This window comes from Pseudomonas sp. KU26590 (genome assembly GCF_026153515.1).
Classification (GTDB): Bacteria; Pseudomonadota; Gammaproteobacteria; order Pseudomonadales; family Pseudomonadaceae; genus Aquipseudomonas.
In genome coordinates this window covers 5,191,367-5,218,179 of the sequence record NZ_CP110644.1, presented here as the reverse complement: position 1 = coordinate 5,218,179, position 26,813 = coordinate 5,191,367, and the positions used below count along the sequence as shown (strand labels likewise).

The window sequence follows — 26,813 nt, the reverse complement described above, 5'->3', positions numbered from 1 at the left end:
GCGCGCTTATCCGCTCAACCCCACATGGCAGCGCCCACTGGCGCAGGACGGGCAGTCATTCGGCACGTCCGCCTTCGTGCCGGCCGAACAGATCGATTACCGAATCGTCTGGCTGACGCTGCTGGCCGTGGGATACAACGCGTTGCTGGCGATATTCAATGCGCATGTCGCCGGTATTGGTTTCAGTGCCGTCGCGGCCAGCGAAATTGTTATCCTGGCAGCCTGCGTACTGGTGTTGCTGCGTAGCGGTTTGACGCCCGATAGCGCCAATACGCTCTGGTTTTGTTGCGGATTTCTCGGCCTGGCGCTGTTAGTCAGTCTGTTGAATGAAAAGATCTTTGTGGATGCATTCCGCAATGCGCTGATTATCACCATCTTTGTCTGTCTGGGACGGCGCATAAACTTCAAGACGCTCGATCGCACGGTGCTGGTGTGCAGCATCGTCGTGTTGGGCTTCCTGATTCTCGAATTGAGCTCACTGACGACCTATGCAGGCTTTTTCAGACCGGCGCAATATTTCTTCGCGACTCGCGGCACCGAAGAGTTCGAGCTGGACGACAGCGGTCTGTTCCGTAATGCGCTGGGCTTTGCGGGTCGATTCTCTTTCGGGATCTTCGACGGGCCGCGTACGTCGTCGATTTTCCTCGAACAGGTGTCGGCGGCGAACTATGCCGGGGTGTTATGCGTATTCCTGCTTGCGCTGTGGCCGCACCTTGGCAAGTGGTCGCGGCTGATCCATGCCTCCACCGCGATACTCATTATCGTGTCGAACAACACCCGTACCACGTCGATTCTATTTTTGGTCTCGGTGATGGGCTACTGGATCTATCCGCGTTTGCCGAAGTACCTGAACGTGTTGCTGGCGCCAGCGATCATCTGCATGGGCGTGGTCGTTTATCTGGCCAACCCCTACGCGGCCGGTGACGATCTGGTCGGCCGTATAGCCCACACAGGCCAAATCATCGTGAAGATGGGGTTTGCCGAGTACGCGGGTATGCGGATCAGCGAACTGGGCAAGCTGATGGATAGCGGCTATCCGTACGTTATTTACTCAAGCACGGTGCTGGGGTTGATCCTGCATTGGCTTTATGTGTGTTTCATCGTTCCGCAACACACGCCTGAACAACGGCGCTGCGCCTATGGACTGGCCGTATATACCTTCATGAATCTGTTGATTGGCGGCACGGCGATCTTTTCGATCAAGGTGTCTGCGGTGCTCTGGCTGCTGGTGGGTTTCATGTCTGCCCCGCAACGCAACTCTGTGTTGAGCACTCACTCTTTCGCACCTGTATCAGGGACGGTAAAACCGTGAAAATCATCCATATCGTCCGCCAATTCCGCCCCAGCGTAGGGGGCCTGGAAGATTACGTCGAGAACCTTGCCCGCGAGCAACTGGCTGCCGGCCACAGAGTGCTGGTGATAACGCTTGATACTGACTTCCAGACGGACGAAACCTTACCGGCGCGGGCTAACTACGACGGGCTAGAGGTTCAACGGGTGAGCTGGCGCTTTTCCCGGCGTTATTCGCTGTGCCGGCTCGACATGGCAACGTTGAATGCAGTCGATATTGTGCATGTCCACGCCATCGACTTCTTCGTGGACTACCTGGCTGCCATGAAGCGGCTGGGCGCCTTCACCGCACCGCTTTTGGTGTCGACGCATGGCGGATTTTTTCATACCGCCAAGAACCAGCGCCTGAAGCAATTGTTCTTCCGCACCGTCACGCGGGCCACGCTGTCCATGGCGGATGCCGTACTGAGTTGCTCCACCAACGATCAGGCCCTGTTCAGCAGCATCAGCGAGCAGGCGCAGTTGATCAACAATGGTATCCGCTTGCGTAAGTTCGGTGCGTTGGCAGAAGTAGAGCGCGGCAATGACATCGTCTACCTGGGCCGCTTCAGCTCGAACAAACGCATGCCCTGGCTTATCCAGGCGTACGCAGCGTTGAGCAACCCGCGCGGCAAATTGAAAATTATTGGCCGCAGCAAAACCGGCGACACGTCGACGTTAGTGGCGCTGATTGAGCAACTTGGTTGCGCTGACCGCGTTGAACTGGTGCTCGATGTGGGTGATGACGTGATCGCTCATCATCTGGCCACGGCTCGATTCACGGTAAGCGCGTCCGAGTACGAAGGTTTTGGACTGGGCGTTGTAGAACTGATGTCCTACGGACTGGTGCCATTACTGTGCTCGGCCCCGCCGTCCTTTAATGACTTCGTACGCGATTCGCAAAGCGGTCAGCTCTTTGACTATCAGTTCCAGGACTTCGAGCGGGCCTACGAGCGCCTGATCGGTCAATGGAATCCCTCTGCTGCCAATGCTGCGGTTTTATACGCCGAGCAGTTCTCCTGGGTGTCTGTCGCTCAAGACATCTTCTCGGTGTATGAGCGCGTTCTGGCCAGCGCCTCCTCCAGGAAAGGGCGTGCGGCATGAGCGGGTCGGATACCTTGCAACCGCATGTCTGGAACGGTCAAACACCGCGTGCGGCTGCATCTGCACACCTGACGTTGACCTCGTTGCAATACCTGCGCGGCGTGGCTGCCTTGATGGTGGTGTATTTCCATGGCGTGCTGCAGCTGCAAAATTTCGCCTCTGTCGCGGGAAGCTTTCCGTTGTTTGGTGAATCGGGAGTCGACCTGTTCTTCGTGCTCAGTGGCCTGCTGATGTGGATAACCACGGCTCGCAGCCAAACCACCCCTTGGGCCTTCATGCGCAAGCGGCTGCTCCGTATTGCTCCGCTCTATTGGGCGCTAACGATTGCCGCAGGCGTCGCTGCGCTGTTAGCGCCGACGTTGCTCAAAAGTACCGTCTTTGTAACGTCGCATTTCGTGTCGTCGCTGCTCTTTATTCCGGCGCAAAATCCTGCATTCGCAGAGACTGCGCCGGATAACCTGCTCTACACGCCGGTGCTGGTCCCCGGCTGGACACTCAACTATGAGATGTTTTTTTACCTGATATTTGCGCTGTGTATTCTGCTCAAGCCCTCGATGCGATTGGTGCTTATCCCTTGCGCGTTCGCGCTGCTGGTGTGGGCAGGCGTCGCAGATCTGATCGGCAACGGGCCTTTGAACTACTACAGCAATCCGATTATTTTCGAATTCATACTAGGGATGGGCGTCGGGGTGCTCTTGCAGCGCCGCTGGTTTCTGGCTCCACTGTTTGCTGTCCTTGCCGCTGTCAGCGCCGCTGCGCTGCTGCTGTATGCCGACCTTCATCATGCGCCATTGCGTCCGCTGACTTTCGGATTGCCTGCGGCCGTCATCATCTATTGCATCTGCAGCCTGGAAGCAAAGAATCGCACCTTGAACATGCCACTGCTCCGTTTGCTGGGAGACGCTTCTTACAGCATCTATCTCACGCACGTGTTTTCTCTGGCCGCTTTGCGCATCATCTTCCTGCATTTCTCAGCAGACGCCGGGCCATCGGCACTCCTGTTTTTGCTAGCCGCACTCATCCTTTCGGCAGTGGTCGGTATCGTCACATACCGCTTGTATGAGAAGCCGGCCATGCAGCTACTGGAGCGGTTTAAATGAGCCGACTCTTGGGAACGCTGTTCCTCCTCGGGCTGCGCGCCAGCGGATTACTGTCGAAGTTTCTACTGACGTTATTCATAGCGCGGGAGATGACGCTCGCTGACCTCGGCTTTTATGGCCTCATCGCCGTCGGGGCGACCCTGGTGCCGGCGTTGTTCGGGCTTGGCCTCAATGGGCCGACAGGTCGCGCCTTGGTCGACCTCAATACCGAGGCCGCCCTGAAGCTGGGCACGACGCGCGTCGGCGTGACGGCACTGTTGCATTTGCTGCTGACGCCCGTGATCGTCGCCGTGCTCGCATTTGCCTTGCCTGCTGATCAACTTCCACTGATAGCTCTGGTGGCGATCACGCTGTTTTTGGAAAACCTGGGATCGGACCTTAACGCCATTTTGCTTTCCCGGTTTCGCGCGAACACGGCGGCGATCTTTCTCTTCATTCGTTCGGGTGCCTGGCCGATCGTGTTTATTGCTTGGGCATGGTTCGAGCCTGCTTGTCGCACTATCCCGGCAATGATGACCTTCTGGCTGGCCAGTCTTCTGCTGATCGGCTTGCTGGTCGCCGTCATCATCGCGACTCAAGGCTATCTCAAGTCCATGGGGTTCGATGCTGCTCAGGCGCGGGAAATGATTGCCAAGGGCAGACATTTCTACTTGGCGGACATCGGCAATAACGGTGCGCTTTACCTTGATCGTTTCTTGGTCACCACCTTCCTGGGGCTCGAGGCGACAGGCATCTATACGTTCTTCTGGGCACTGACCAATGCAATCAACAATGTGATTTTGTTCGGCGTGACCAGTCCCAAGGCGCCTTCGATCATCGCCGCCGTCAATCAGGGCGACAAGAGTGTGATTCTGCGTGTGTGCAAAAGCATGCTCAAAGAGATCTGGCTTTGGTGCCTGGGCTTGTCAATCCTGCTGATCGCGGTGATGCCTGCGCTGCTTGCACAGCTGGGCAACGACAAGTTCGATCAACACAAAGCCGTGTTCCTGATCATGCTGCTGGCCACCGTGCTGCGTACCGTTTCGGAGGGTATGGGCAACATACTCTATGCGCATCATCAAGACGCCCGGATTGCGCGAATTTCAATGGTCGCCATGGCGTTGTCTGCCGTACTTATCCTGGCGCTGGCGCCTGCCTTTGAACTGCCAGGTGTCGCCGTTGCCATGTTGCTGGCCGCAGTGTTCGTCTTCGTATGGCGGCAGCGTATCAGCGGAGCGCTGCTGGCATGAGCCTACCTTTCCTTTTAGCAACTGATACCCAGCCCGCATTCCACGGCTGGCAACTTGCGGTAATGCCCTTATGAAACTTATCACCACCAGCGGGGTTATCGCGCTCGGTTGCATGTCCTTCAACGCCTATGCGGATAAACCTGCCAGCATTGACGTGGCCGGCTTTGATTTCACGCCGACCCTCAAACTCAGCGAGCGTTACGACGATAACTTCCGGGCGCTGCAGGACAGCCAGCGAGTGTCTTCGTGGATTACTTCGGTAAATCCGACACTGCTCCTGGAGGCGAACACCAGGAACACCGGCTATCAGCTGGAATATGCAATCGATGACCAGGTCTACCATGACGTCAGCTCCGCGAGTCACACCGACCAAAGCCTGGCATTTCGAAGTGTGCTGCAGCTCAGTTCCATCAGCCGCGTGCACTATGACTTCAGCTACAAAAAACTGGAGCTGACCTCCGATACCGCCGACAACGTCGATAACGACCGTCTTACGCTGAAGCACGCCGGACTCGGGTACACCCTGGGAACAACTGAAGGCATGAACCAGTTGGATACCTCGGCCAACTACGAGCAGCGTCGTTACCAGAATGCCGACGGCATCAACGATGACAAGGAACGTAACACCACAGCGCTGGTAGGTACGTGGTACCACCGTCTTACCGGGAAAACACGATCGATTGCCGAAATACGTTACACGGACTTCGACTATCTGCAGACCCGAAGCGGACGCAGCTCGGTAGGTACCGCCGCTCTGGTGGGCCTGACTTGGGACGCGACCGCGCAAACCACTGGCAACTTGCGCATCGGCGAAGAGCGCAAGGATTTTACGGACAACGACAGGGACGATAAGAGCCCCACGTGGGAAGTGGGTGTGGACTGGAAACCGCTTACGTATTCGACCTTTTCGTTGAAAACCCGCAAGGCTTATGACGAAGGCGATGATGATGCGACGTCCATTCATCAAGTCAGTACAACGCTGGGTTGGAAGCACGAATGGTCTTCCCGGATCAAAACGGGCTTCGATATTGCCCACGCTGACCGTCAATACGAAGGGCTTGCCCGCGACGACCGTCGAAATATCTATGGCGGGGAAGTGACGTACGCCTTGCGGCGTTGGGTCGGCATCACCGCGCGCGTTCAGCACACCAACAATGATTCGAACGACAGCAGCGAATCCTACACACGCAACCTTTATCTGCTGAGCCTTGAATTCAGCCTCTGAAGCAGAACACCGCAGTACAGGAGATTTGAAACATGATCATTAGATACGCGTTGATGGCGCTGTTGTTTGTTACCGGTCTGGTGACCGCGGCCGAGGCGCCTTACCGTCTTAGCTCCGGTGACGTCTTGAAAGTGAGCGTGTTCGGCGAGCCGGACCTGAGCTTTGAGGAAATTCGCCTGAATGACTCCGGTACGTTCAGTTATCCATTTATTGGCACCGTGGATGCACGCGCAAAAACACCATCGGAAGTGGAACAAGCGATCAGTAACAAACTGCGTGACGGTTACCTCGTTTCCCCTCGCGTGTCGGTGAGTGTTGTTACCTACCGCGATTTTTTCATCAGTGGTGAAGTCAAGAACCCGGGAGGGTATCCCTATGAACCTGGTTTGACACTTGACCGTGCCATTGCGCGGGCGGGCGGTCTTACTGAACGAGGTTCTGATAAGCGTGTGAGTATTATTCGTGGCAACGATGCCAGGCGCGGTGTTGAAAAGGCTACGTTGGGGACGGACATTCACCCGGGAGATGCAATCACTGTCGACCAGGGTTTCTTCTAATTAGCCGCTGACAAAACCGACTGGAAACAACCGGTCGGCGGACGGCCATTTTCGCAAAGTACGGGTGACTGAAAGTTGCCCTGACGCTGGAGTGTTGCCTTTAGCTTCGTAGTTAACATTGGCGCGGTGCGTCGTGCGTAACGGTTGGCAGGCAATGTAATGAGACTAGTGAGGGTTTTAGATGATCGCTCAACGTACTAATCCTGCTGCCAATCGTCGCGGACTGACCTTCTGGGCACACTGGGCCGCCGCGCTCAGTGCTGTTTGCATGTTTTTGTTTGTGATGGTCATTCACCGTGTGGGCACTTTCAGCCCCGAATACCGCGCGCTCGCAACCATCACCGTCCTTGGGTCCGTGCCGGCGTACAGTTTTGTGCGGGTCTATCACAAACGATTTGGATACATCGCCGGCTTGCTCAGGCTTCTGGTCGGCTGGACCATCCTGCTGTGTGGCGTTTTAGCTTTTGTATGGGTGGGCGGTTTTGAATCACTGGATAAAGAGATTCTCCGAGACTGGGCGGTGTGTGGCTTTGTCGTCCAGGCGTTGGCTTTTATCCCTCTGCGCTACCTGGCCGTGCGCCATGCGCGCCAACTGCGCGAAAATCGTACGTCGGTGATCATCGGCCAAGGCCCGATCGCTCAGGACCTTGCCCAGCGTCTGCGCCCGCGTGTACCGCTGCTTGGTATGCTCACCCTGGGACCTGACGAGCCCGTTGTGCAGGGCCCTTCAAAGGTGATCGGCCACTTGGGTGATCTTCGTGGAATGATTGAAGCGGGTACCGTTAGGCGCGTCTATATCGCTTTGCCGCTGGAACAAAACGCGCTGACCACCCAAATTTACATTGATCTGCTGGACATGAGTGTTGACGTTGTCTGGGTCCCGGACCTGAGTTCGATGCCTCTGCTTAACCAGTCCATCGCGCAAATCGAACAGCTGCCTGCGATCTACCTTAACGAAACCACGCGCAGTTCTCACCCGGCTGCGGCATTTGCAAAAGAGTTGTTCGACCGCAGTCTGGCGTTGCTGGGCTTGCTGGCCCTGAGTCCGCTGCTGGTGGTTGTGGCGATTGCTGTCAAGGCGTCATCACCAGGCCCCGTGTTTTTCCGTCAGCCTCGCCATGGCTGGAACGGCGGCATCATTCGGGTCTGGAAATTCCGCTCCATGCGTGTGCATGCCGATACACCCGTTACCACCCAGGCCACACGCAGTGATCCTCGCATCACACGAGTCGGCGCGCTGCTTCGCAAATCGTCAGTAGATGAACTCCCGCAATTGATAAACGTGCTGATGGGTGAAATGGCGCTGGTAGGCCCTCGGCCCCATGCGGTCTCTCATAATCATTATTACAGCGACAAGATCCGGGCTTATATGGCGCGTCATCGCATCAAACCGGGGATTACCGGTCTGGCGCAAATCAGCGGCTTGCGCGGTGAAACTGAGACCATTGAAAAAATGCAACTGCGGGTCGCGAAAGATCTGGAATACATCAATCACTGGTCCCTGTGGCTTGATTTGAAGATCCTCGTCAAAACGCCCTTTACTTTGTTCTCCCGAAATATTTACTGATTAAGATAGGGTTCTCGCCATGGACGTTGTAAAACAAACCGGCAGTAAACTGCTGGGCCTGGAGATCATTCGGTTCGCGGCGGCGTTTGCTGTGCTGGTATGGCATTACCAGCATTTCTTCTACGTCGCCGATGCGCCCGTTGGCTTTATCAGAGAGCAACAGCCGTTTTATGGATTGCTGAAACTTTTCTATGAATATGGTTACTACGGCGTCCAGGTATTCTGGTGCATCAGTGGGTTCATCTTCTTTTGGAAGTATCGGGATGTTCTGGCGGCACGTCTGATGTCGCCTGCAAAGTTTTTTGTGTTGCGCTTTTCCCGGTTGTACCCGCTGCACATCGTGACGCTGTTCATTGTCGCCGGACTTCAGGTGGTGTATTTCAGTGGCCATGGGCACTACATGGTCTTTATGTTCAATGACCTCAAGCATTTTGCATTGCAACTGTTTATGGCCAGCAATTGGGGCTTCCAGGATGGCGAAAGTTTTAACGGCCCCATCTGGTCAGTGTCCATTGAGGTACTTGTCTACCTGGGTTTCTTCCTCGGCCTGAGGGTGTTGGGAAAGTCAGCACTGATCAATATTGCCGTGGTGGGGGGCTGCGCGGCGCTAAAGGTTGCGGGCCTGCACACGCCCATCCTTGACTGCTTCGCTGTCTTTTACATCGGCGGATTGTCGGCCATCGCACTGCGTTATTTCAAAGGCACCCGATTCCACAAGCTTCTTACCATCGTCGCCTGCTTCCTGCTCGTCATCGTACCCGTCGCCGCAGGTATCACCGGTCTTGCAAGCCGCGGCTCTTTTGCGCCTCTGTTCTTGATGTTTTATGTACCCATACTGCTTTACGTCGCGGCAACGGATTTCAAGGTCTCGCCGCCATTGCAGCGAATGATCGAAGTGTTGGGGAATCTGACCTATGCCAGCTACCTGATCCATTTTCCGATTCAGCTCTGCGTCGCCATTGCGTTTAGTGCTCTGGGGATGGCTATCCCTGGATACAGTCCGCTGCTGTTTTGCTGCTTCGTCGGGATCACGCTGCTGCTTTCCTATTTCGTATTCAAACATTTCGAAATGCCGGCGCAGCGGTTCATCCGTGATGCTTACAAGGGCCGACAACCACTGCCTGAAATAACTCGCGGTGGTCGTATCTGATGACTGAAGGTCGGGTAGTGCAGCACGCTGCGTCAGAACCGGCCTTTGCACTCGCCGGAGTTCACAAACGGCGCAAGCGTTTTCCATTGCGGGCGGTCCACACCGTTGGCGGGTTCAATGGACAGCGGGTAGCTGCCCCACATGGAGCCCGCGGCCCAATAGGCGACGGGAATGCAATGCGCCTTCAGGTATTGGAGGAGCAATTTGCCAGCTTCGTGCCAGCGCGCATCATCCCCGGGGAAGCCAAACTCGCCGATATGGCCCTGTTTACCGTTCCGCTCGAGCCATTCAACAAACGGCTTGGCGCGGTTGACGCCCACCATCGGGTCGAACAGCAATCCCGGGCCGCTCTGGTAAGTCCCGCTTCCATTGCTATCCAGGTAAAGGTGCGCCGAGAAGATCAACTGATCGGAAGGGTCTTTGAGGTCAAGAAGATCATCGTTGAGCGCGGGCCAAAGCGCTGCGCTGGACCACGCACGTCCTTCGACGTAGATAGGGCGGGTCGTGTCAACGGAGCGCACGCCATCAATGCCCGCCTGAGCGGCGGCAGGCCAGCCGGCATCAGCCTCATCGTGCGGCTCATTCATCAAGTCGTAGCCATGAAGCCCGGTTCTGCTGTGCCATCGTCCGGCGATCCGGCTCCAGAGATCGCGGTACGCGGCCAAAGGCACTTCTCTCGAACCTATGGCCTTGCCACGGTAAGCCCCGTAGTTGTGAACATCCAGAATGGCAGTCATGCCTTTCTGGCTCACTTGGGTCAGGAACGTGTCGATCAACGCCGCGTAGGCGGGATCGAAATCGCCGTTGAGGCGCGGCTGCAATCGTTCCCACAGTATCGGGAAACGTATCACCTTCAAATGCCTGACACGCCACTGTTCAAGGTCATTGAACGTAGGAAAAAAATAGTTGTAGCCCAGGGTGCCGGGCAATTTCTGTTCTCCAAACGCGGCACCCGCAAGGTTGATTTGCACCAAAGGAAGATTCGCCGACTGGACCGCGTTGATCACCATCATGGGGCTCAGCAGCAGACCGCATGAAAAGAGAAACCTGTTTCCGAATATTTTCAAGGCATCTAATCCTTCAATGGGTGTTGGGCCATTATCTACAATCGAGAAATATATGACACAGGTAAATAGTACCGAGAGCGCGTTGGATTGGCTGTCGCTCCTCGATGCAGTAGGTTATGACTCGCTGCTCACGCAAATTGCCCACACCGATAAGCCATTGGTCGTGGGGTTCTTGAATCAGCATGCCTATAATCTGATTGAACAGCGTGCCGATGTTAGAGACAGCTTTGAAAAAATAGACTGTCTGCTTCGTGATGGCATAGGCATCAAGATGGCCTGCAAGTTGAACGGTCTCTATCCGGGTTTGAATCTCAATGGTACTGATTTTATTCCCAGTCTTATTGCGAGACTGGGCGAAGGCACACCTCGCCCGATTCAATACTTTGCTTTTGGTACTCAGGAGCCTTGGCTGACCCTCGGCGCCGAAGCACTGACCGGGTCCAGAGACATTGTCTCGCTTGACGGATTTCAGTCCCCGGGAATCTATGTAGATATGTTTAAAGCCCGGCATATCGCCTCGAGTCTCGCTGTGATTATTCTTGCCATGGGCATGCCCAAGCAGGAACAGGTTGCGCAGCTGTTGAAGGCACAAATAACGGGGCCTGCAATCATCGTTTGTGGGGGTGCGATCCTTGATTTTGCGTCAGGCCGTGTGGACCGAGCTCCAGAGATCATGCGCCTTACGGGAACGGAGTGGCTCTACAGACTGTGCAAGGAACCTAAGGAAGGTCTGAAGTAGGCACGCGTTTTTAACAGCCCCGTTGCTTGAGGCTCAAAAAATGTCGACTCAATCGAAAATTAGACCTTTTGCTCTCTCAATCCCCGCTTTTTTCTGCGTACAAGCGCTTTTCAGCACTCATTTTCCGCATTAAAGGCGTACCTCTCCTGCATTGAGTAATCGTTTTCGCATCATCCACAGGTTCGACAGAGCAAACAGCGTGGTCTGCTGCGCAGTGTTTTTCAGCAGGCCTCGGAAGCGTACTTTCGTATAACCAAACTGGCGCTTGATTACTCGAAACGGATGCTCAACCTTGGCGCGCAGTTGAGCTTTCGCGTATTCGATTTTGCGACGCATGCGCCCGATCAGACTCTTCTTTGCATGCTTTTTATAGCTGCTGGGCCGCGCAGCAATCGACCAGATCATTTGGCGATCTTGATGCTCGGGGCGCTTTTCGACGCCGGTGTAACCGGCATCGCCAGAGACGTAAGTTTCTTCTCCGTGCAGTAACTGATCGACCTGGGTTACGTCCGCCACATTCGCCGCAGTGCCCACTACGCTATGCACCAAACCGGATTCGGCATCGACACCGATGTGCGATTTCATCCCGAAATAGTATTGATTTCCCTTCTTGGTTTGATGCATTTCAGGGTCGCGTTTGCCGTCCTTGTTCTTGGTCGAACTCGGCGCATGAATGATCGTCGCATCGACCACGGTGCCTTGGCGCAACAACAAACCACGGTCGCCCAAATAGCCATTGATGACCTGCAAAATCCCACCGGCCAGCTCATGTTTTTCGAGCAATCTGCGGAAGTTGAGGATCGTGGTTTCGTCTGGAATCCGATCCAGATGCAGCCCGGCAAACTGGCGCAGAATCGTAGTTTCGTACAGCGATTCTTCCATAGCTGGGTCGCTATAACCGAACCAGTTCTGCATCAGATGAACCCGCAACATCGCCATCAACGGGTATGCCGGACGACCACCTTCTCCCGTTGGATAGTGCGGCTCGATCAGTTTGACCAAGCCATTCCAGGGCACGACCTGATCCATCTCGATCAGGAAGCGTTCACGGCGGGTTTGTTTGCGTTTGCCAGCGTATTCGGCGTCAGCGAAGGACATCTGCTTCATCGGGACTCAACCGTTCAGTGCTTGGGACTGGCGTATTTCACCAGATTTGGAAGTCTTTTTCAGAGTTTCCCTAAGCGTCTGTGCCAACGCTATGTCATCGGGATTCCGATGTTTTTCATGTATGTGCTTCGCAACATTATGAGAGGCGAAGCCACACAATCCGCAACAAAAGCCGGCGCAACCACAACGGTCAATCCGCCCGGGCGCAGTGAACAACCGGTACTCGCTTCCCAGGCCAGACCCGAAGCTCCCCCGACGGGTAGCCCAGTTAAACCTGTGGAACAGGTGTCGGTGGTCGAAGTGGAAACTCCGAGTAAAGTTTCTACGAGAGGGCAGTAAATGATAGCCCGGCCTAACCCGGCAGTAGCGAATATTCGAACGGGCTGTCATGGAACTTGGCGAACGCTGATTCCATGTCCAGGATCACTAAAGTGCGGCGGCGTTAGCAAGGATAAATGATGGACATTACGGCAAATGCTTCGGCAGTTATATTGGGTGTGGTGGAGGGTCTCACAGAGTTTTTGCCTGTCTCCAGCACCGGTCACCAGATTATCGTGGCGGATCTTTTGAACTTTGGTGGTGAGCGCGCAATGGCGTTCAATATCATTATCCAGTTAGGCGCCATTCTTGCGGTGGTGTGGGCCTTTCGACGCAAGATCTTTACCACCGTCGGCGGTTTGAGGACTCAGCCCGCGTCCCGGCGCTTCACGGCCAATCTTGTTATTGCCTTTCTTCCTGCTGTTGTACTGGGTGTCTTGTTCGCCGATATCATTCATGAGTACTTGTTCAACCCGATCACCGTTGCGGTCGCTCTGATTGTTGGTGGATGTGTGATGCTGTGGGCGGAGAAGCGTAATCATGCCGTTCGCGTGGAGGAGGTGGATGACATGCGCTGGAGTGATGCCCTGAAGATAGGGTTCGCTCAATGCCTTGCAATGATCCCCGGAACCTCGCGCTCCGGGTCGACGATAATCGGTGGATTATTGTTCGGAATGTCGCGGACGGCGGCGACCGAATTTTCATTCTTTCTGGCGATGCCCACCATGGTCGGTGCAGCCGTGTATTCCGGCTATAAATACCGCCACCTGTTTGTCGCCGCGGACTTGCCAGTGTTTGCCCTTGGCTTTGTGGTGTCGTTTGTCTTCGCGATGATTGCTGTTCGCGGTTTGTTGAAGTTCATCGCAAGCCACAGTTACGCCGTGTTTGCCTACTACAGAATTGCGTTCGGTTTGCTGATTCTCATGACCTGGCACTTCCATTGGGTTGACTGGTCCACAGCCCAGGGATGAGTCCCTGCTGCTGCCACTCAGTGCCGGCCGGGACTTCTGAGTGTTGAACAAAACAGTCCGCCGTCGCAGACAGGCTAAACGCTGAAGTCAAAAGCCCCCCTGACAGCGTGGTATGAGGGCCGCGGGTTGCCGGATCCGGGATCATGTACTGAAAATGAGCCCGGGTTTGGGGCACATCGATAATCGAGCATCCAGGATGGTGTGCTCGGGCCTTTACTTTTCCCAACCCCCGCCTACTCTCGATCTCACGCCCTTCACGGGACGAGATCGCTCCACGCCCCATCCCCCAATCCCTCCACCCTTCCAGCCAGTCAGAGAAGCCATGACTACGATCCAAGAGCTCAACGATTTCATCAGCAACCCGGAACTCAATGACTCGATCGCGCAGATCTGGACGCTGATCGGCAAGCATTTCGAGCAGGCGCAGAGCACGTTGCCTGCCGAGCGGGCGATGCCGCGCAAGGAGTTGTCGTTTCACGATCATGTGCGGTTACTGGGTTACCTGGCGCTTCTGGTCGAAGGCATTCCCGGCGACGTGGTCGAGATTGGTGTCTGGAAGGGCAAGTCGCTGGTGCTGATGAATGAGGTCTGCAACCGCGAGCGCCGCATCATCGGGATTGATCCCTTTGAGCTGCCCAATCAGTTTGAAGAGTTCAGTTACTACCAGGAGAAACTGTTCTCGAACGCTCTGGTGCTGAGGGGGTATTCGGAGTTGTGTGCCGAGCGCTTCTACAACCTGTCGCCGAAGGTGGCGCTCTTGCACATCGATGGCGGCCACGCCGGGCGTAATGTGCTGCTGGACTTCCTGCTGTATTCGCCCAGCGTCGTACCGGGCGGGTTTATCGTGTTCGACGACTACGGCGACTTCCAGCATTCACCTGAAGTCGGTCCGGCTGTGGACCTGCTTCGCGCGACGGGCTATTTCAAGGGATTCAACGTGATTGGGTGTGTGCATGGGTTTGAGGTGAGTTATGTGATTCAGCGCGTTGGACAGGCCTGATCACGGCATCAAAAAAGTGGGTAGATCGGCTTGTATATCAACCAATCATACCCACTCCGCCCAGCGTACGTCCGTCAAACCATACCGGCGACCATGGGCCATCAACGCTGTCAGCTCCTCCCGTGTCTTGGACAGGTTGTGCAGCACACCAATGCCTGCGTGCAGACAGGCGTAGTACCAGGCGTCTGCTTCTTCCAGCACTGTGTCGGGTTGTAGGAATACTCGCTGCTCGTCCAGAAAGCGGTAGTGGATACGAAAGATGCGCTGGTCTGACATTGATATCTCCGGTTTGATATCAATGTGACTGCAATGGCCTATCGCCAGTTCAATGTGTAAGACCTTTAACGATGGCGAGTGTGTGACCACAAATCCAATGTCTCCTTGCGAAAGGAGCAGCACGTCGCACGTTCGTTTTACCTGTGACCGTAGTCGGGCGCGCTGTTCGCGATGTCAGGCGAATTCCTGACCGGTCCGACGACTTCCGGCCATCATTTCGCAATCGATGAGCGACAAAATGTCGCAATCGTTTTCAGGCGAGTAAGATAGGCACCCTGTTTTTACCCCCTATTTCTTCGGACGGATCCTGCGTTGAGCGTCGCGTACACCGACCTCCGGGGCATCGTTTCGACTACATATTGATAGAGCAAACAGAGAAAAGGCGATCACTGCAAATGACCAAGACCTCGCGACCTTTATATATTTCCTATGCCGGCCCTTCGTTGCTGGAAATGCCGCTGCTCAACAAGGGCAGTGCGTTCACACCGCAAGAGCGCATCGATTTCAACCTGGTCGGCCTGCTGCCCCAGAACGTCGAAACCATCGAAGAGCAGGTCACCCGCGTTTACAACCAGTACCAGCAATGCGCGAGCGACCTGGATAAACACATTTATCTGCGCTCGATTCAGGACAACAACGAAACCCTGTTCTTCCGCCTGCTGGATTCGCATCTCGACGAGATGCTGCCGATCATCTACACCCCGACCGTGGGTCAGGCGTGTCAGGAATTCTCGAAGATCTACCGCACCCACCGCGGGCTGTTCATCTCCTACCCCGAGCGCGATCGCATCGACGATATCCTGCGAAGCGCGACGAAAGATCGCATCAAAATCATCGTGGTGACTGACAGCGAGCGCATCCTCGGCCTGGGCGATCAGGGCATCGGCGGCATGGGCATCCCAATCGGCAAGCTGTCGCTCTACACCGCGTGCGGCGGTATCAGCCCGGCGTATACCTTGCCGATCGTGCTCGACGTGGGCACCAACAACAAAGAGCTGCTGGACGACCCGATGTACATGGGCTGGCGCCACGAGCGCGTCACCGGCAAGGAATACGAGGACTTCATCGCGCTGTTCATCGAGGCGGTGCAGAGCCGCTGGCCGGACGTGTTGCTGCAATTCGAAGACTTCGCCCAGACCAACGCCATGCCGTTGCTGGAAAAATATCGCGATGAGTTGTGCTGCTTCAACGACGACATTCAGGGCACCGCGTCGGTTGCCGTGGGCACCTTGTTGGCGGCGTGCAAAGCCAAGCATGAAACCCTGGGCCAGCAGCGCGTGGTGTTCCTGGGCGCGGGTTCGGCAGGTTGCGGGATTGCCGAGCACATCATTGCGGCCATGGTCATCGAAGGCCTGAGCGAAGCCGAAGCGCGCAAACGCGTGATGATGGTCGACCGCTTCGGGTTGCTGACCGACAGCATGGACAACTTGCTGGACTTCCAGAAGAACCTCGCGCAGAAGTCCGGCGATGTGGCGGGCTGGTCGAGCGGCGAGGGCTCGCCCGAGTTGCTGGACGTGGTCGCCAATGGCAAGCCGACTGTCCTGATTGGCGTGTCCGGCCAGCGCGGCCTGTTCACCGAGCAGGTCATCCGCGAGATGCACAAGCACTGCGCCAAACCGCTGGTCATGCCGCTGTCCAACCCGACCTCGAAGGTCGAAGTCACGCCGCAGGAAGTCCTGACCTGGACCAACGGCGACGCGCTGGTCGCCACCGGCAGTCCTTTTGCCCCTGTCACCGTAGGCGATCGCACGTTCCACATCGCGCAGTGCAACAACTCCTACATCTTCCCGGGCATCGGCCTGGGTGTTGTGGCGTCGAAAGCCACGCGCATCACCGACAAAATGCTGATGGCGGCTTCCAATGCGCTGGCGGAATGCTCGCCGATGGTGACGGGCAAAGGTGACGCTGTCCTGCCGCCGCTGAAGGAGATTCAACAGGTGAGCAAGAAGATTGCGTTGGCCGTGGCCAAGCAGGCTCAGGCTGAAGGCGTGGCCCTGGAGACCACCGAGGAAATGCTCGTCGAAGCCATCGAGCGTAACTTCTGGATGCCGAACTACCGCAGCTACCGTCGCAGCGCGGTGTAATCGCGCCCGTCACTGACGGCAAACGCTTCAACCGGACCGCCCCATGGAAACATGCGGCGGTCTTTTGTTTTGTGGCGAAAAACTTCAGGATGGGCCCTGCATAAAAACAAAAAATATCAGCGAGGGACGCATGCAAACGGACGTCGGTCTCCATGACTACATCATCGTCGGCGCAGGGCCGGCAGGCTGCCTGCTGGCCAATCGGCTTTCACAGAACCCTGCCCACCGGGTCCTGTTACTGGAAGCCGGCGGCCAGGACAACTACGCCTGGATTCACGTGCCGGTGGGGTACCTCTACTGCATCGGCAATCCGCGCACCGACTGGTGCTTCAAAACCGAAGCGGAGCCCGGCCTCGGCGGGCGGGCCCTCAACTACCCTCGCGGCAAAGTACTGGGCGGGTGCTCGTCGATCAACGGCATGATCTACATGCGCGGCCAGGCCCGGGACTACGACGGGTGGGCGGAGCAGGGCAACACGGGCTGGGGCTGGAAGGACGTCCTGCCGATCTTCAAACGCTCGGAAAACCACTACGCCGGCGACTCAGAACTTCACAGTGCGAGAGGCGAATGGCGCGTCGAGCAGCAGCGTCTGTCATGGACCTTGCTGGATGCGTTCCGTGAGGCAGCGGCGCAAACCGGCATCCCGTCGATCCCCGACTTCAACGGCGGCGATAACGAAGGGTGCAGCTATTTTCAGGTGAATCAGCGTCGCGGTGTGCGCTGGAACGCGTCCAAGGCATTTCTGCGGCCAGCGTTGAAGCGACCGAACCTGACGGTGATCACAGGTGCGGAGGTGTCGCGGGTGGTGTTCGAAAACAGTCGCGCCAGCGGGGTCATTGCGCGCGTCAACGGGCAGGAACAGACCCTTCGCGCTCGGCGAGAAGTCATCCTCTGCTGCGGAGCCATCGGGTCGCCCATGGTCCTGCAACGCTCCGGCATCGGGCCGCGGCCATTGCTCGAAAAGCTCGGTATCGGCGTTCGGCATGAGCTGCCCGGCGTTGGCGCGAATTTGCAGGATCACCTGCAGTTGCGCCTGATCTACAAGATCAGCAACGGCCAGACGCTGAACCAGATGGCCGGCAGCCTGTGGGGCAAGATGAACATGGGCCTGCGCTACGCCTTCAATCGCAGCGGTCCGTTGGCGATGGCGCCGAGCCAGCTGGGCGCTTTTGCGCGCTCGGGTCCGGAGCAGGCAAGCGCCAATCTCGAATATCACGTGCAGCCCTTGTCCCTCGAGCGCTTCGGCGAGCCGCTTCACGGGTTTCCCGCATTCACTGCGTCAGTGTGCGATTTGCGCCCGCAGAGCCGTGGCACGGTGGAGATCCGTTCGGCGTTGGCCGATGCCGCACCGATCATTCAGCCGAATTATTTGAGTCACGAGACCGACCTCAAGGTAGCTGCCGACGCGATTCGCCTGACCCGTCGCATCGCCGCCGCGCCTGCGCTGGCCCGCTTCGAGCCGGTGGAGTACCTGCCCGGTGCGAGCCTGCAAACCGAGGAAGAACTGCGTGAGGCGGCCAGCGTCGTCGGCACGACGATCTTTCACCCGGTCGGCACCTGCAAGATGGGGCAGGGCCGCGACGCCGTGGTTGACGAACGCCTGCGCGTGCACGGCATCACCGGCCTGCGCGTGGTGGATGCGTCGATCATGCCCAATATTACCTCCGGCAATACGTGCTCGCCGACCGTGATGATCGCCGAGAAGGCAGCGCAGATGATTATTGAGGATGCAGCGGCGCAGACCTGCTCGGCATAAAGCTTGTTCGGCTAGTGAAGGCCCTGACTGGGTTCCTGCGGCTCGTACCACAGGATCCTTCTTTGAAAAGCAACGATCCCACCCCACCAATCGTTCTCATCCTTTTCACAAAAAATTGATGGCCCGATGCCTAAAGTTCGCGGCATCGGCGGGGTTCCTTCCGCGTTTGATTTCTCATTTCCAGCCAAGCAGAGTTTTATGCTGAACGTCAAAGCAGTTCGTCCCGAGCTTGTGACATTGCTTGCCAGTGCCTTTCTGTTGATCGGGTTTAACCTGACCCTCTGGCAGCATTTATTTGCAATTACCGATTCTGACGGTAAGGGCCTGTTGTTGCGTGGTGCGTTCGCGCTCATGGTGTTCTGTGTCTTTAATATCTTCTTCACGCTCTTAGCGTTCAAACGCGTATTGAAACCGGTGTTGATCGTTATCTTTTTCATCAGTGCCGGCGTGGCTTACTTCATGAGCCAATACGGCGTGATGATTGACGCGGGAATGTTCAGAAACTTTGCTGAAACCAATATCACCGAAGTGCGCGATCTGCTCTCGTTGAAGTTGCTCGGTTATTTGTTCTTTTTGGGTGTTGTGCCTTCGTTCATTCTTTTCAAAACGCCGATTGCCTATCGTCGCTGGCCCCGTGAGTTGCTGAGCAAGGCGTTGGTGTCCGTGGTGTGCGCAGTTGCAATCGGTGGGGTAGCGCTGTTGAACTACCAAGGCCTGTCGTCGCTGTTTCGCAATCACCATGAGCTGCGCCTGATGGTTGTGCCCAGCAACTACCTCGCGGCGTCCGCGGGTTACTTGAGCGAACAGGTAAAATCCGCGCAACGGCCTTTCGTGAGCATCGGTCAAGATGCCAAACTGGCCAGCGACTGGCAGCAGCACAAGCGCAAGTCACTGACCGTGCTGGTCGTGGGCGAAAGTGCCCGGGCCGAGAATTTCGGCATCTTGGGTTACAACCGCGATACCACTCCACAGCTGAGCAAGGAGCGCGGCCTGCTTACCTTTACTGATGTGCATTCGTGCGGCACGGAGACGGCGGTGTCGGTGCCGTGCATGTTTTCCAACATGGGCCGCAAGGATTACAACGCGACGACCGCGCGCAATGAAGAAGGCATGCTCGATGTGCTGAAACGCGCAGGGCTCGATGTGATCTGGCGCGACAACCAGTCGGGCTGCAAGGGCACCTGCGACCGTGTGACATTGCAGGATGTCAGCAACCTCAAGGATCCGGGGCTGTGTGCCAACAACGAGTGCCGCGATGAAATTCTCTTGCAAGGCCTGCAGCACTTCATCGACACGCTGGACAAGGACACGGTGCTGGTCCTTCATCAGATGGGCAGCCATGGTCCTGAGTACTTCAAGCGTTATCCAAAAGAATTCGAGAAGTTCACCCCGGTGTGCGAAAGCAATGCGCTGAATAATTGTTCCCGGGAAAGTATTGTCAACGGTTACGACAACACATTGCTTTACACCGACCATGTACTGGCGTCGCTGATTGATATCCTGCGCAACAACCAGGGCAAAGTGGACACGGCCATGGTGTATCTCTCCGATCACGGCGAGTCGCTGGGTGAATACAACCTGTTCCTTCACGGCACGCCTTACATGCTGGCGCCCGACCAACAGAAACATGTCCCGATGATTGCCTGGTTCTCCGAGAACTATCAGCAGTCATTTGCCGTGGATACCCATTGCCTGCAAAAAGAACGGAATGCGCCGCTCAGTCAGGACAACCTGTTCCATTCGATGCTGGGCCTGCTGCAAGTGCGGACAAACGTCTACAACCCTGCGCTGGACATGTTCGCGGGTTGTCGGGGGATTTATACGGACGGGGTACTGGCCAATGAGTGAGCCCCTCAGCCAAAAGAGCCCATTGGAGCAGTACGTGCGTCAGCATGAACACTCGCTTGGTCGACGTCTGAGTCTCTGGCGCGATGCGCAGCTGGCGCGCAAGGCGTTGCGGGATGCGGGCGAGCCCGGACTGGTGCTGGACTTGCCGTCGGGCGCCGGGCGTTTCTGGCCGGTGCTGGCCGAACATGCCAATCGGGTGATCCTTGCGGCCGATCCTTCCACCGACATGCTCGCGTTCGCCGAGGCGCAGTCGTCAAGCGAGGTGCGCAAGCGCATTCGCACGTTCCAGAGCTCGGCGTATTCCATCGGGCTGTCCGCCAACGCGGTGGACTGCATCTTCTGCATGCGGCTGTTCCATCATCTGGCCGACAGCGAAAAGCGCGGCGCGATTCTCGACGAGTTTCATCGAGTGACCCGCGACACGGCCATCGTCGGGCTGTGGGTGGATGGCAACGTGAAATCGTGGCGTCGCAAACGTCAGCAGGGTCGACTGGACGTTGAACTGTCTGCGGCCCGCAATCGATTCGTGGTGTGCCGCAGCGACATCGAGTCCGAGTTCTCGCGGGCGGGTTTCAGGATCGTCGATCACCACGACTTTCTCCCCGGCTACGCCATGTGGCGGGTGTACGTGCTGCGCAAGGCCGGTCAGTGATCGGATGGACGGTCGTCGCCGCGGCGGCTATTTGGGCGCTTCAAAGATGAAGTTGTTCGAGACTTGCAGGACGGATGCCCGGTAACCGCTTGTAGCGATATATACTGCGCGCCATTCTTCGAGGGAGAGCCGTGTGGCCATCGATATTCACTGGATTCGCGACGACCATAGCCTCGCCGAACATTGCGCACAGTGGCAGACGCTGCCCTACGTCGCGCTCGACACCGAATTCATGCGGGTCGACACCTTCTATCCCATCGCCGCTCTGTTGCAGATCGGCGATGGTTCACGCGCTTACCTGATCGACCCGTTGCTGATAAGCGACTGGAAACCTCTGGCCGCGCTGCTGGAAAACCCTGACGTCATCAAAGTCGTTCACGCCTGCAGCGAGGACCTTGAGGTGCTGTTGCGCCTGACCGGCAGCCTCCCAGCGCCGCTGTTCGACACGCAACTGGCTGCCGCCTATCTGAACCTCGGGTTCTCGATGGGTTATTCGCGTCTGGTCCAGGAAGTCCTGAACATCGATCTGCCGAAAGGCGAGACGCGTTCCGACTGGCTACAGCGTCCGCTTTCGGAAACCCAGATCAGCTACGCCGCCGAAGACGCCGTGCACCTGGCCGAGGTGTACAACCTGCTGCGTCCGCGCTTGTCCGAAGAAAAGTACGCGTGGGTGCTGGACGACGGTGCCGAACTGGTCGCCAATCTGCGCCGTGAAACCGATCCTTATGACGCCTACCGTGACGCCAAGCTGGCGTGGAAGCTGTCCCGCGCGCAACTCGCCGTGCTGCGTGAGCTTTGCGCCTGGCGCGAGCAACAGGCGCGCCTGCGCAATCAGCCACGCAACCGTATCCTGCGCGAACATTCGCTCTGGCCGCTGGCAAAGTCCCAGCCGGACAACCTCGCCGCACTGGCGAAAATCGATGATATGCACCCCAAGACCGTGCGTCAGGACGGCGAGTTTCTGCTCGACCTGATCAAGAAAGCCGGCAGCGTGTCGCCGGATCTGTGGCCGCCCGCGTTGCCGGAGCCGCTGCCGATCGAGGCCTCTAACGTGCTCAAGAGCTTGCGCGTCATTGGCCAGCAGCAAGCCGAGCGCCTCGACATGGCGCCGGAATTGATGCTGCGCAAAAAGACCCTCGAAGCTCTGCTCAAGACCGGTTACCCAGACGGTCCCTATAAACTGCCCGATTCGTTGCGTGGCTGGCGCCGCGAATTGATGGGCCAGATGCTGCTCGACAGCCTGGCCAACGCCGGAGAACAGCCTTGAAACGTATTTGTTCCATTTACCGCAGCCCGCGCAGGAACGAAATGTACCTGTATGTCCTCAAGAGCGACGCCCTGGAGCGTGTGCCCGAGGAATTGCTGACCGCGTTCGGCAAGCCGCAGCACGCCTTCAATCTGGTCCTGTCGCCGGAACGCGCCCTGGCCCGTGAAGACATTCACGCGGTGCTCGCCAATCTGGAAAAGCAGGGCTACCACCTGCAGATGCCACCGGCCGAAGACGATTACATCGAGCACTTGCCCGAAGAGCTGCTGCGCCGCAACGATCCGATGTGATCGATTTCTGACCCTGCAATCCACCGCAGGGGTACACCGGACCGCTGCATGCGCCAGACCTGACCTCTCAACCGAGCACGGTCCGGAACGCTGCGCGGTCGCATGCCCCGATTATTCGAGTTTTGAATCCATGCGCGTTCTGATCGCCGAACACGATTACCCCGTTTACACCGAACTGCTCCGCCAGACGGCTCCCGAGATCGAAGTGCTGAGCAGCGGCAACTCCGCCGAACTGTCGAAAATGGCCGCCGAGGCACCGATCTGGCTTGGCCAGCCTGACCTGCTGGCGAATCTGCTGCGCCAGGGCCATAAACCCAAGTGGCTGCAATCGACCTGGGCCGGCATCACGCCGCTGCTGGCTGACGGGCTGTACCGCGACTATCAACTGACCCGCGCCGTCGGCATTTTCGGTCAGGTGATGGCCGAGTTCGTGCTGACCTACATGTTCGTACACGAGCGTGAAGTGCTGGCCCGGTTGGTCAGTCAGGTCGAGCGCAAGTGGGACAATCGCATGGGCCGCAGCCTGTCCGGGCGCAAGGCGTTGATCGTCGGGACGGGCGACATTGGCCGGCACGTTGCGCAGTTCCTCGTGCCGTTTGGCGTCGAGTTGTATGGCATTGCGTCGAGCGCGCGGACTGAAGCGCCGTTCGTTGAAGTCGCTGCGCTGGAGGACTTGCCGCGTCTGGTGGCCGAGGTCGATTTCGTCATCAACCTGCTGCCCAACACGGCGCAGACCCACGACCTCTACGACGCTAAACTGTTTGCCTGCTTCAAGCCTTCGGCGTTGTTCATCAATGTCGGCCGGGGCACGTCGGTGGTGGATGCGGATCTGGTCGAAGCGCTGAAAGAAGGGCATCTGGCGGGGGCGGTCATTGACGTCTGCCGGCAGGAGCCATTGCCCCAGCGTCATCCGTTCTGGACGGCGTGGGGCCTGTTGCTCACCGGTCACAGCTCGGCGCCGACTTCGCCGCCGGCGATGACCCAGCTGTTCGTGGACAACCTCAAGGCCTATGCGGCCGGTGAGGCGTTGCGCGGAGAAGTGGATTTCGCGAAGGGGTATTGAGCACTTCCCGGCTGAAACCGGTCCTGCTGACAGCGCTTAGTGGGACCGGCTTCAGCCGGGAAGAGGCCGTTTTGTACGCCATGCATTTTGCGGCGTGGCTTCTGACGCCTTCCCGGCTAAAGCCGGTCCTACAATTAGGGGCCTCGCCGGTCCCACTCAAACATCGCGCTTATTCCCGCTCTTACAAACTGAAATCCCCCTCAGCCGTCAGCTCAGCCAGCGGTCGACGCGGGCTCGGCGTTTCCCGAGCCTGAAGGTACTCGGCCAAGGTTGATTTATCCCCCAGCTTGCCGATCGCCACCGCCGCATGCACTGCGTAATCCTCTGGAATCTTCAACTCCTTGCGAGTCAATTCCTGATCAAAACCCGCCATGCCGTGGGTGTGCCAGCCGCTGATGCTCGCCTGCAGCGCCAGATATCCCCACGCCGAGCCCGTGTCGAAGGTGTGCCACAGTGCCGGCGTTTCTTCGGTCGCGCCGGGGGCGGTGAAGGTGGTTTTGGAAATGACGATCACCAGCGCCGAGGCATGCTGCGCCCAGCCGCGATTGAATTCATTCAGCAGGCCGAGGAAGCGCTCCCAGTTTGGCGTGTCACGACGGGCGTAGAGAAAACGCCATGGTTGTGAGTTGTACGCCGAAGGCGCCCAGCGCGCGGCTTCAAAAAAGCTCAGCAGGGTTTCCTGGGGAATGCTTTCGCCGCTGAATGCGCGCGGCGACCAGCGTTCGATGAATTGCGGGTCGATGGCGTACTCGGCAACACGTGGATTGGCGCTCATGGATTCGATCCTGAAAGAGAGATAAATCGTCCGCCTGCAGCGGGCGGCGTGATCATTCAGATGGGCCGTTGACGGCAGGTATCGTCGCAAAGGGGGTTTTATCGGCGCGAGCAATGGCAGACCTGTCCGCGAGGGCCTAAAGCTACTGCCCCGCCTCCCTGCTGACAAGCCTGCGGCGTTACCCCGCCAAAGCAGGTCCGGCTTGATGCACGCGTCATACCGACAGTCGCCCGTGCTTGGCCCAAGTGGCTTGTGCCTCTAGACTGGCGGCCTTTCATTGCCCACAGCTGTTTGCGCGAGAACCATGGCCGCCATCGTAGAACCCTTCTGGATACGCAAAACCCTCGAGCAGCTCGATGCAGTCGAGTGGGAGTCGCTGTGTGACGGCTGCGGTTTGTGCTGCCTGCAAAAGCTTGAGGACGAGGACGACGGCAGCGTTTACTACACGCGCATCGCCTGCAAGCTGCTGGACCTGAGCACCTGCGCCTGCACTGATTACCCGAATCGCCGGGCCCAGGTCCCGGACTGCATTCAGCTGACGCCCGGGCAGGCTGACGAATTCAAATGGTTGCCGCCCACCTGCGGCTATCGGCTGGTCAGCGAGGGCAAGGACCTGCCGCTCTGGCACCCTCTGGTGTGCGGGGACCGGGAACAGGTGCACAAGCAGCGTATTTCTCAGTCCGGCCGCATGCTCAGCGAAGGCAGCGTGCCCGAGGACGACTGGGAGGATTACCTCATTTTTCGTGCGGGCTAAAGCAAAAAGCTCGTGAGGCTGTCGGTTCAGCCGTCACGAGCTTGCGTGCGATGCAGCGTGGATCAGACGCCTTTCGGACCTTTCAACGCGTCAACGCCAGTGTCGACAGCGTCTTCTACAGCGACTTCAGCCTTGGTTTTCAGCTTGCTCAGTTCGGCGCCGGCTTCTTGGATGCGCGAACGGGCCACGTCCATTTCGCTGCGGCTCTTGTCGATCAACGCTTTGGCCGAGCAGTGGCCAGTGATGCCGCGGGCCAGTACGGCGCCGCCGATTGCCAGCTCCACCAGACCAAAGATCCCGCCGCGGCGCAGGCCTTTGCCCATCATCAGGACACCACCTGCCAGCGAGCCGATGCGCTCCCAGCCCTGTACGTTCTGCTCCGGGTAATCGTGCAAAGGTCGTTCGATGCGTTCAATGATCGGTGTGTCGCTCATGATGCGTTCTCCATGAAGGGTAGGGTCCTTAAAGCTGACTGTCACATGAACAAACTGTTCAATTCGTTTTGTCAGCGCGCGGACGTCAGGTGCGATCGGTTTCCCGTCCGAACTGCGGGCCAGAGCGGGTGTTGATGCCTTTGGCCATGCGGTCGTAAAGCACGACGTTGACCGTCGCCGCGAGGTTCATGCAGCCCGTCGTGGGGATGTACACCACGTCTTCGCACCAATCGCGAATCTCTTTATCCAGCGAGCCGTCTTCCGGCCCGAAGATATAGATCGCCCGGTCAGGGTGGGTGTACTCCGGCAGCGCACGTGCGCCCTCGACCAGCTCCACTGCCACCGGCACGCAGCCCAGCGGGATGATCTTGCGCAGGTCATCAATGCCGATCAGCGGAATGTCCTGGTGGATCTTCTTGGTGTCAGTGACGAAATCACGCGCACGCTCGTAGCGCTTGCCGGTGTAGAACACCGACGCTACGCCATAGCAGCCTGCTGCGCGCATCACCGAACCGACGTTTTCCGGGGATTTGGGATTGAACAAGCCGATGCAGGCATAGCGTTTATTGGCCACGGGGGAGGGTGCTCATCAGAGAAAGCGCAGGAGTATAGGGGAAAGAGTCAGCTGCAAGCTCCAAGCTCCAAGCTTTAAGCTGCAAGAGGCGGTGAACGGCGGCCCGACAAACGCCGCTGTGCTTTTACTTGCCGCTTGCAGCTCAAAACTTGCAGCTCGTCTACTAGTCCTTCTTCATCAACCCCGCCAGCGCGGCGAACGGGTTGTGGGTCGCCTTGGCAGTCTTGGGGCTGCTGGTCGAGCTTTCCGAGAAGTATTGCTGATCGGTGTAACGCGAGTGTTCGTTGTCGTGGCAGTACAGGCACAGCAGTTCCCAGTTGGAGCCGTCCTGGGGGTTGTTGTCGTGATTGTGGTCACGGTGGTGAACGGTCAACTCGCTGAGGCGTTTGCCGGCGAATTCCCGGGCGCAGCGGCCGCAGACATGCGGGTACATGCGCAGGGCCTTGTCGCGGTAACCCATTTCGCGATCACGCTGGGCGTCGGCGAGGATGCGATCCAGTTTGGAAGTGTTGGTTGGCGTGTTGGCCGAACTCATGGCGTCACCTGTTTCGTGTTCTGTTGGCGATGGAGAGCAATG

Annotated in this window: 26 protein-coding genes; 19 read left to right on the top strand and 7 right to left on the bottom strand. The window is 57.6% G+C overall.

Annotated features, from left to right (window positions below; genetic code table 11):
- The first annotated feature begins 76 nt into the window (after positions 1-76).
- From OKW98_RS23195 to OKW98_RS23160, 8 genes are all read left to right on the top strand, one after another.
- Positions 77-1,312, top strand: coding sequence for a hypothetical protein (locus tag OKW98_RS23195; protein ID WP_265386833.1), 1,236 nt, complete (start codon positions 77-79; stop codon positions 1,310-1,312).
- Entirely contained in the window at positions 1,309-2,433 is a 1,125-nt protein-coding gene (locus OKW98_RS23190; RefSeq protein ID WP_265386832.1) for a glycosyltransferase family 4 protein, read from the top strand. The genes OKW98_RS23195 and OKW98_RS23190 overlap by 4 nt, the downstream gene beginning before the upstream one ends.
- Positions 2,430-3,533 carry an acyltransferase family protein gene (locus tag OKW98_RS23185; protein ID WP_265386831.1) on the top strand — a complete coding sequence of 368 codons (1,104 nt, stop codon included), beginning with the start codon at positions 2,430-2,432 and terminating at the stop codon, positions 3,531-3,533. The genes OKW98_RS23190 and OKW98_RS23185 overlap by 4 nt, the downstream gene beginning before the upstream one ends.
- Positions 3,530-4,762, top strand: coding sequence for a lipopolysaccharide biosynthesis protein (locus tag OKW98_RS23180; protein ID WP_265386830.1), 1,233 nt, complete (start codon positions 3,530-3,532; stop codon positions 4,760-4,762). The genes OKW98_RS23185 and OKW98_RS23180 overlap by 4 nt, the downstream gene beginning before the upstream one ends.
- A gap of 70 nt (positions 4,763-4,832) precedes the next feature.
- Positions 4,833-5,987, top strand: coding sequence for an outer membrane beta-barrel protein (locus OKW98_RS23175; protein ID WP_108122107.1), 1,155 nt, complete (start codon positions 4,833-4,835; stop codon positions 5,985-5,987).
- A 32-nt stretch (positions 5,988-6,019) separates the two neighbouring features.
- On the top strand, positions 6,020-6,544 hold the full coding sequence (locus tag OKW98_RS23170; RefSeq protein WP_108122105.1) for a polysaccharide biosynthesis/export family protein: 525 nt from the start codon (positions 6,020-6,022) through the stop codon (positions 6,542-6,544).
- A 181-nt stretch (positions 6,545-6,725) separates the two neighbouring features.
- Entirely contained in the window at positions 6,726-8,111 is a 1,386-nt protein-coding gene (locus tag OKW98_RS23165; RefSeq protein ID WP_108122103.1) for an undecaprenyl-phosphate glucose phosphotransferase, read from the top strand.
- Between the two features lie 19 nt (positions 8,112-8,130).
- Entirely contained in the window at positions 8,131-9,261 is a 1,131-nt protein-coding gene (locus OKW98_RS23160) for an acyltransferase family protein (RefSeq protein WP_265386829.1), read from the top strand.
- 32 nt (positions 9,262-9,293) lie between these two features.
- On the opposite strand, the gene OKW98_RS23155 is transcribed toward OKW98_RS23160, so the two are convergent.
- Positions 9,294-10,274 (bottom strand): glycoside hydrolase family 5 protein, encoded by a 981-nt coding sequence (locus tag OKW98_RS23155; RefSeq protein ID WP_265386828.1) that lies wholly within the window; start codon positions 10,272-10,274, stop codon positions 9,294-9,296.
- Between OKW98_RS23155 and OKW98_RS23150 the strand changes: the two genes are divergently transcribed.
- Positions 10,261-11,067, top strand: a complete 807-nt coding sequence (locus OKW98_RS23150; protein ID WP_265386827.1) for a WecB/TagA/CpsF family glycosyltransferase — start codon at positions 10,261-10,263, stop codon at positions 11,065-11,067. The genes OKW98_RS23155 and OKW98_RS23150 overlap by 14 nt on opposite strands.
- 129 nt (positions 11,068-11,196) lie before the next feature.
- On the opposite strand, the gene OKW98_RS23145 is transcribed toward OKW98_RS23150, so the two are convergent.
- Positions 11,197-12,174 carry an IS5 family transposase gene (locus OKW98_RS23145; protein ID WP_265385849.1) on the bottom strand — a complete coding sequence of 326 codons (978 nt, stop codon included), beginning with the start codon at positions 12,172-12,174 and terminating at the stop codon, positions 11,197-11,199.
- Between the two features lie 458 nt (positions 12,175-12,632).
- Between OKW98_RS23145 and OKW98_RS23140 the strand changes: the two genes are divergently transcribed.
- Both OKW98_RS23140 and OKW98_RS23135 read left to right on the top strand, forming a co-directional pair.
- On the top strand, positions 12,633-13,463 hold the full coding sequence (locus OKW98_RS23140) for an undecaprenyl-diphosphate phosphatase (RefSeq protein ID WP_265386826.1): 831 nt from the start codon (positions 12,633-12,635) through the stop codon (positions 13,461-13,463).
- Positions 13,464-13,785: 322 nt separating this feature from the next.
- Positions 13,786-14,463 (top strand): class I SAM-dependent methyltransferase, encoded by a 678-nt coding sequence (locus tag OKW98_RS23135; protein ID WP_265386825.1) that lies wholly within the window; start codon positions 13,786-13,788, stop codon positions 14,461-14,463.
- A 45-nt stretch (positions 14,464-14,508) separates the two neighbouring features.
- Here OKW98_RS23135 and OKW98_RS23130 read toward each other — a convergent pair whose 3' ends face one another.
- Positions 14,509-14,739 (bottom strand): DUF6555 family protein, encoded by a 231-nt coding sequence (locus tag OKW98_RS23130; RefSeq protein WP_265386824.1) that lies wholly within the window; start codon positions 14,737-14,739, stop codon positions 14,509-14,511.
- Positions 14,740-15,134: 395 nt separating this feature from the next.
- Here OKW98_RS23130 and OKW98_RS23125 point away from each other — a divergent pair, with 395 nt between their 5' ends.
- The 7 genes from OKW98_RS23125 (at position 15,135) to OKW98_RS23095 (ending at position 23,699) form a co-directional block, all read left to right on the top strand.
- The gene (locus OKW98_RS23125) at positions 15,135-16,823 is read left to right on the top strand and encodes an NAD-dependent malic enzyme (RefSeq protein WP_265386823.1); all 1,689 of its coding nucleotides are present in this window, start codon (positions 15,135-15,137) and stop codon (positions 16,821-16,823) included.
- A gap of 130 nt (positions 16,824-16,953) precedes the next feature.
- Entirely contained in the window at positions 16,954-18,579 is a 1,626-nt protein-coding gene (locus OKW98_RS23120; protein ID WP_265386822.1) for a GMC family oxidoreductase, read from the top strand.
- A gap of 198 nt (positions 18,580-18,777) precedes the next feature.
- Positions 18,778-20,427, top strand: a complete 1,650-nt coding sequence (locus OKW98_RS23115; RefSeq protein ID WP_265386821.1) for a phosphoethanolamine transferase — start codon at positions 18,778-18,780, stop codon at positions 20,425-20,427.
- Positions 20,420-21,079, top strand: a complete 660-nt coding sequence (locus OKW98_RS23110; protein WP_265386820.1) for a class I SAM-dependent methyltransferase — start codon at positions 20,420-20,422, stop codon at positions 21,077-21,079. Before OKW98_RS23115 ends, OKW98_RS23110 begins: the two co-directional genes overlap by 8 nt.
- A 133-nt stretch (positions 21,080-21,212) precedes the next feature.
- The gene (rnd, locus tag OKW98_RS23105) at positions 21,213-22,346 is read left to right on the top strand and encodes a ribonuclease D (protein WP_265386819.1); all 1,134 of its coding nucleotides are present in this window, start codon (positions 21,213-21,215) and stop codon (positions 22,344-22,346) included.
- Positions 22,343-22,636, top strand: a complete 294-nt coding sequence (locus OKW98_RS23100; protein ID WP_074890664.1) for a YcgL domain-containing protein — start codon at positions 22,343-22,345, stop codon at positions 22,634-22,636. Before rnd ends, OKW98_RS23100 begins: the two co-directional genes overlap by 4 nt.
- Before the next feature lie 130 nt (positions 22,637-22,766).
- Positions 22,767-23,699 (top strand): D-2-hydroxyacid dehydrogenase, encoded by a 933-nt coding sequence (locus OKW98_RS23095; protein ID WP_265386818.1) that lies wholly within the window; start codon positions 22,767-22,769, stop codon positions 23,697-23,699.
- A 181-nt stretch (positions 23,700-23,880) separates the two neighbouring features.
- On the opposite strand, the gene OKW98_RS23090 is transcribed toward OKW98_RS23095, so the two are convergent.
- On the bottom strand, positions 23,881-24,474 hold the full coding sequence (locus tag OKW98_RS23090) for a nitroreductase family protein (RefSeq protein WP_265386817.1): 594 nt from the start codon (positions 24,472-24,474) through the stop codon (positions 23,881-23,883).
- A 304-nt stretch (positions 24,475-24,778) separates the two neighbouring features.
- Between OKW98_RS23090 and OKW98_RS23085 the strand changes: the two genes are divergently transcribed.
- Positions 24,779-25,228 carry a YcgN family cysteine cluster protein gene (locus OKW98_RS23085; protein WP_265386816.1) on the top strand — a complete coding sequence of 150 codons (450 nt, stop codon included), beginning with the start codon at positions 24,779-24,781 and terminating at the stop codon, positions 25,226-25,228.
- A 62-nt stretch (positions 25,229-25,290) separates the two neighbouring features.
- Here OKW98_RS23085 and OKW98_RS23080 read toward each other — a convergent pair whose 3' ends face one another.
- The 3 genes from OKW98_RS23080 to OKW98_RS23070 form a co-directional block, all read right to left on the bottom strand.
- Positions 25,291-25,662 carry a DUF2892 domain-containing protein gene (locus OKW98_RS23080; RefSeq protein ID WP_265386815.1) on the bottom strand — a complete coding sequence of 124 codons (372 nt, stop codon included), beginning with the start codon at positions 25,660-25,662 and terminating at the stop codon, positions 25,291-25,293.
- 85 nt (positions 25,663-25,747) lie between these two features.
- On the bottom strand, positions 25,748-26,236 hold the full coding sequence (locus tag OKW98_RS23075; RefSeq protein WP_065986778.1) for an RNA methyltransferase: 489 nt from the start codon (positions 26,234-26,236) through the stop codon (positions 25,748-25,750).
- A 163-nt stretch (positions 26,237-26,399) separates the two neighbouring features.
- On the bottom strand, positions 26,400-26,771 hold the full coding sequence (locus OKW98_RS23070; RefSeq protein WP_037013952.1) for a YajD family HNH nuclease: 372 nt from the start codon (positions 26,769-26,771) through the stop codon (positions 26,400-26,402).
- Positions 26,772-26,813 lie beyond the last annotated feature (42 nt).

Excerpts from the sequence above, each read along its gene's own strand:
- OKW98_RS23185 (WP_265386831.1), top strand. The coding sequence starts at position 2,430 with ATGAGCGGGTCGGATACCTTGCAACCGCATGTCTGGAACGGTCAAACA.
- OKW98_RS23180 (WP_265386830.1), top strand. The coding sequence starts at position 3,530 with ATGAGCCGACTCTTGGGAACGCTGTTCCTCCTCGGGCTGCGCGCCAGC.
- OKW98_RS23175 (WP_108122107.1), top strand. The coding sequence starts at position 4,833 with ATGAAACTTATCACCACCAGCGGGGTTATCGCGCTCGGTTGCATGTCC.
- OKW98_RS23170 (WP_108122105.1), top strand. The coding sequence starts at position 6,020 with ATGATCATTAGATACGCGTTGATGGCGCTGTTGTTTGTTACCGGTCTG.
- OKW98_RS23165 (WP_108122103.1), top strand. The coding sequence starts at position 6,726 with ATGATCGCTCAACGTACTAATCCTGCTGCCAATCGTCGCGGACTGACC.
- OKW98_RS23160 (WP_265386829.1), top strand. The coding sequence starts at position 8,131 with ATGGACGTTGTAAAACAAACCGGCAGTAAACTGCTGGGCCTGGAGATC.
- OKW98_RS23155 (WP_265386828.1), bottom strand. The coding sequence starts at position 10,274 with ATGATGGTGATCAACGCGGTCCAGTCGGCGAATCTTCCTTTGGTGCAA.
- OKW98_RS23145 (WP_265385849.1), bottom strand. The coding sequence starts at position 12,174 with ATGAAGCAGATGTCCTTCGCTGACGCCGAATACGCTGGCAAACGCAAA.
- OKW98_RS23140 (WP_265386826.1), top strand. The coding sequence starts at position 12,633 with ATGGACATTACGGCAAATGCTTCGGCAGTTATATTGGGTGTGGTGGAG.
- OKW98_RS23135 (WP_265386825.1), top strand. The coding sequence starts at position 13,786 with ATGACTACGATCCAAGAGCTCAACGATTTCATCAGCAACCCGGAACTC.
- OKW98_RS23130 (WP_265386824.1), bottom strand. The coding sequence starts at position 14,739 with ATGTCAGACCAGCGCATCTTTCGTATCCACTACCGCTTTCTGGACGAG.
- OKW98_RS23125 (WP_265386823.1), top strand. The coding sequence starts at position 15,135 with ATGACCAAGACCTCGCGACCTTTATATATTTCCTATGCCGGCCCTTCG.
- OKW98_RS23120 (WP_265386822.1), top strand. The coding sequence starts at position 16,954 with ATGCAAACGGACGTCGGTCTCCATGACTACATCATCGTCGGCGCAGGG.
- OKW98_RS23115 (WP_265386821.1), top strand. The coding sequence starts at position 18,778 with ATGCTGAACGTCAAAGCAGTTCGTCCCGAGCTTGTGACATTGCTTGCC.
- OKW98_RS23110 (WP_265386820.1), top strand. The coding sequence starts at position 20,420 with ATGAGTGAGCCCCTCAGCCAAAAGAGCCCATTGGAGCAGTACGTGCGT.
- OKW98_RS23095 (WP_265386818.1), top strand. The coding sequence starts at position 22,767 with ATGCGCGTTCTGATCGCCGAACACGATTACCCCGTTTACACCGAACTG.
- OKW98_RS23090 (WP_265386817.1), bottom strand. The coding sequence starts at position 24,474 with ATGAGCGCCAATCCACGTGTTGCCGAGTACGCCATCGACCCGCAATTC.
- OKW98_RS23085 (WP_265386816.1), top strand. The coding sequence starts at position 24,779 with ATGGCCGCCATCGTAGAACCCTTCTGGATACGCAAAACCCTCGAGCAG.
- OKW98_RS23080 (WP_265386815.1), bottom strand. The coding sequence starts at position 25,662 with ATGAGCGACACACCGATCATTGAACGCATCGAACGACCTTTGCACGAT.
- OKW98_RS23070 (WP_037013952.1), bottom strand. The coding sequence starts at position 26,771 with ATGAGTTCGGCCAACACGCCAACCAACACTTCCAAACTGGATCGCATC.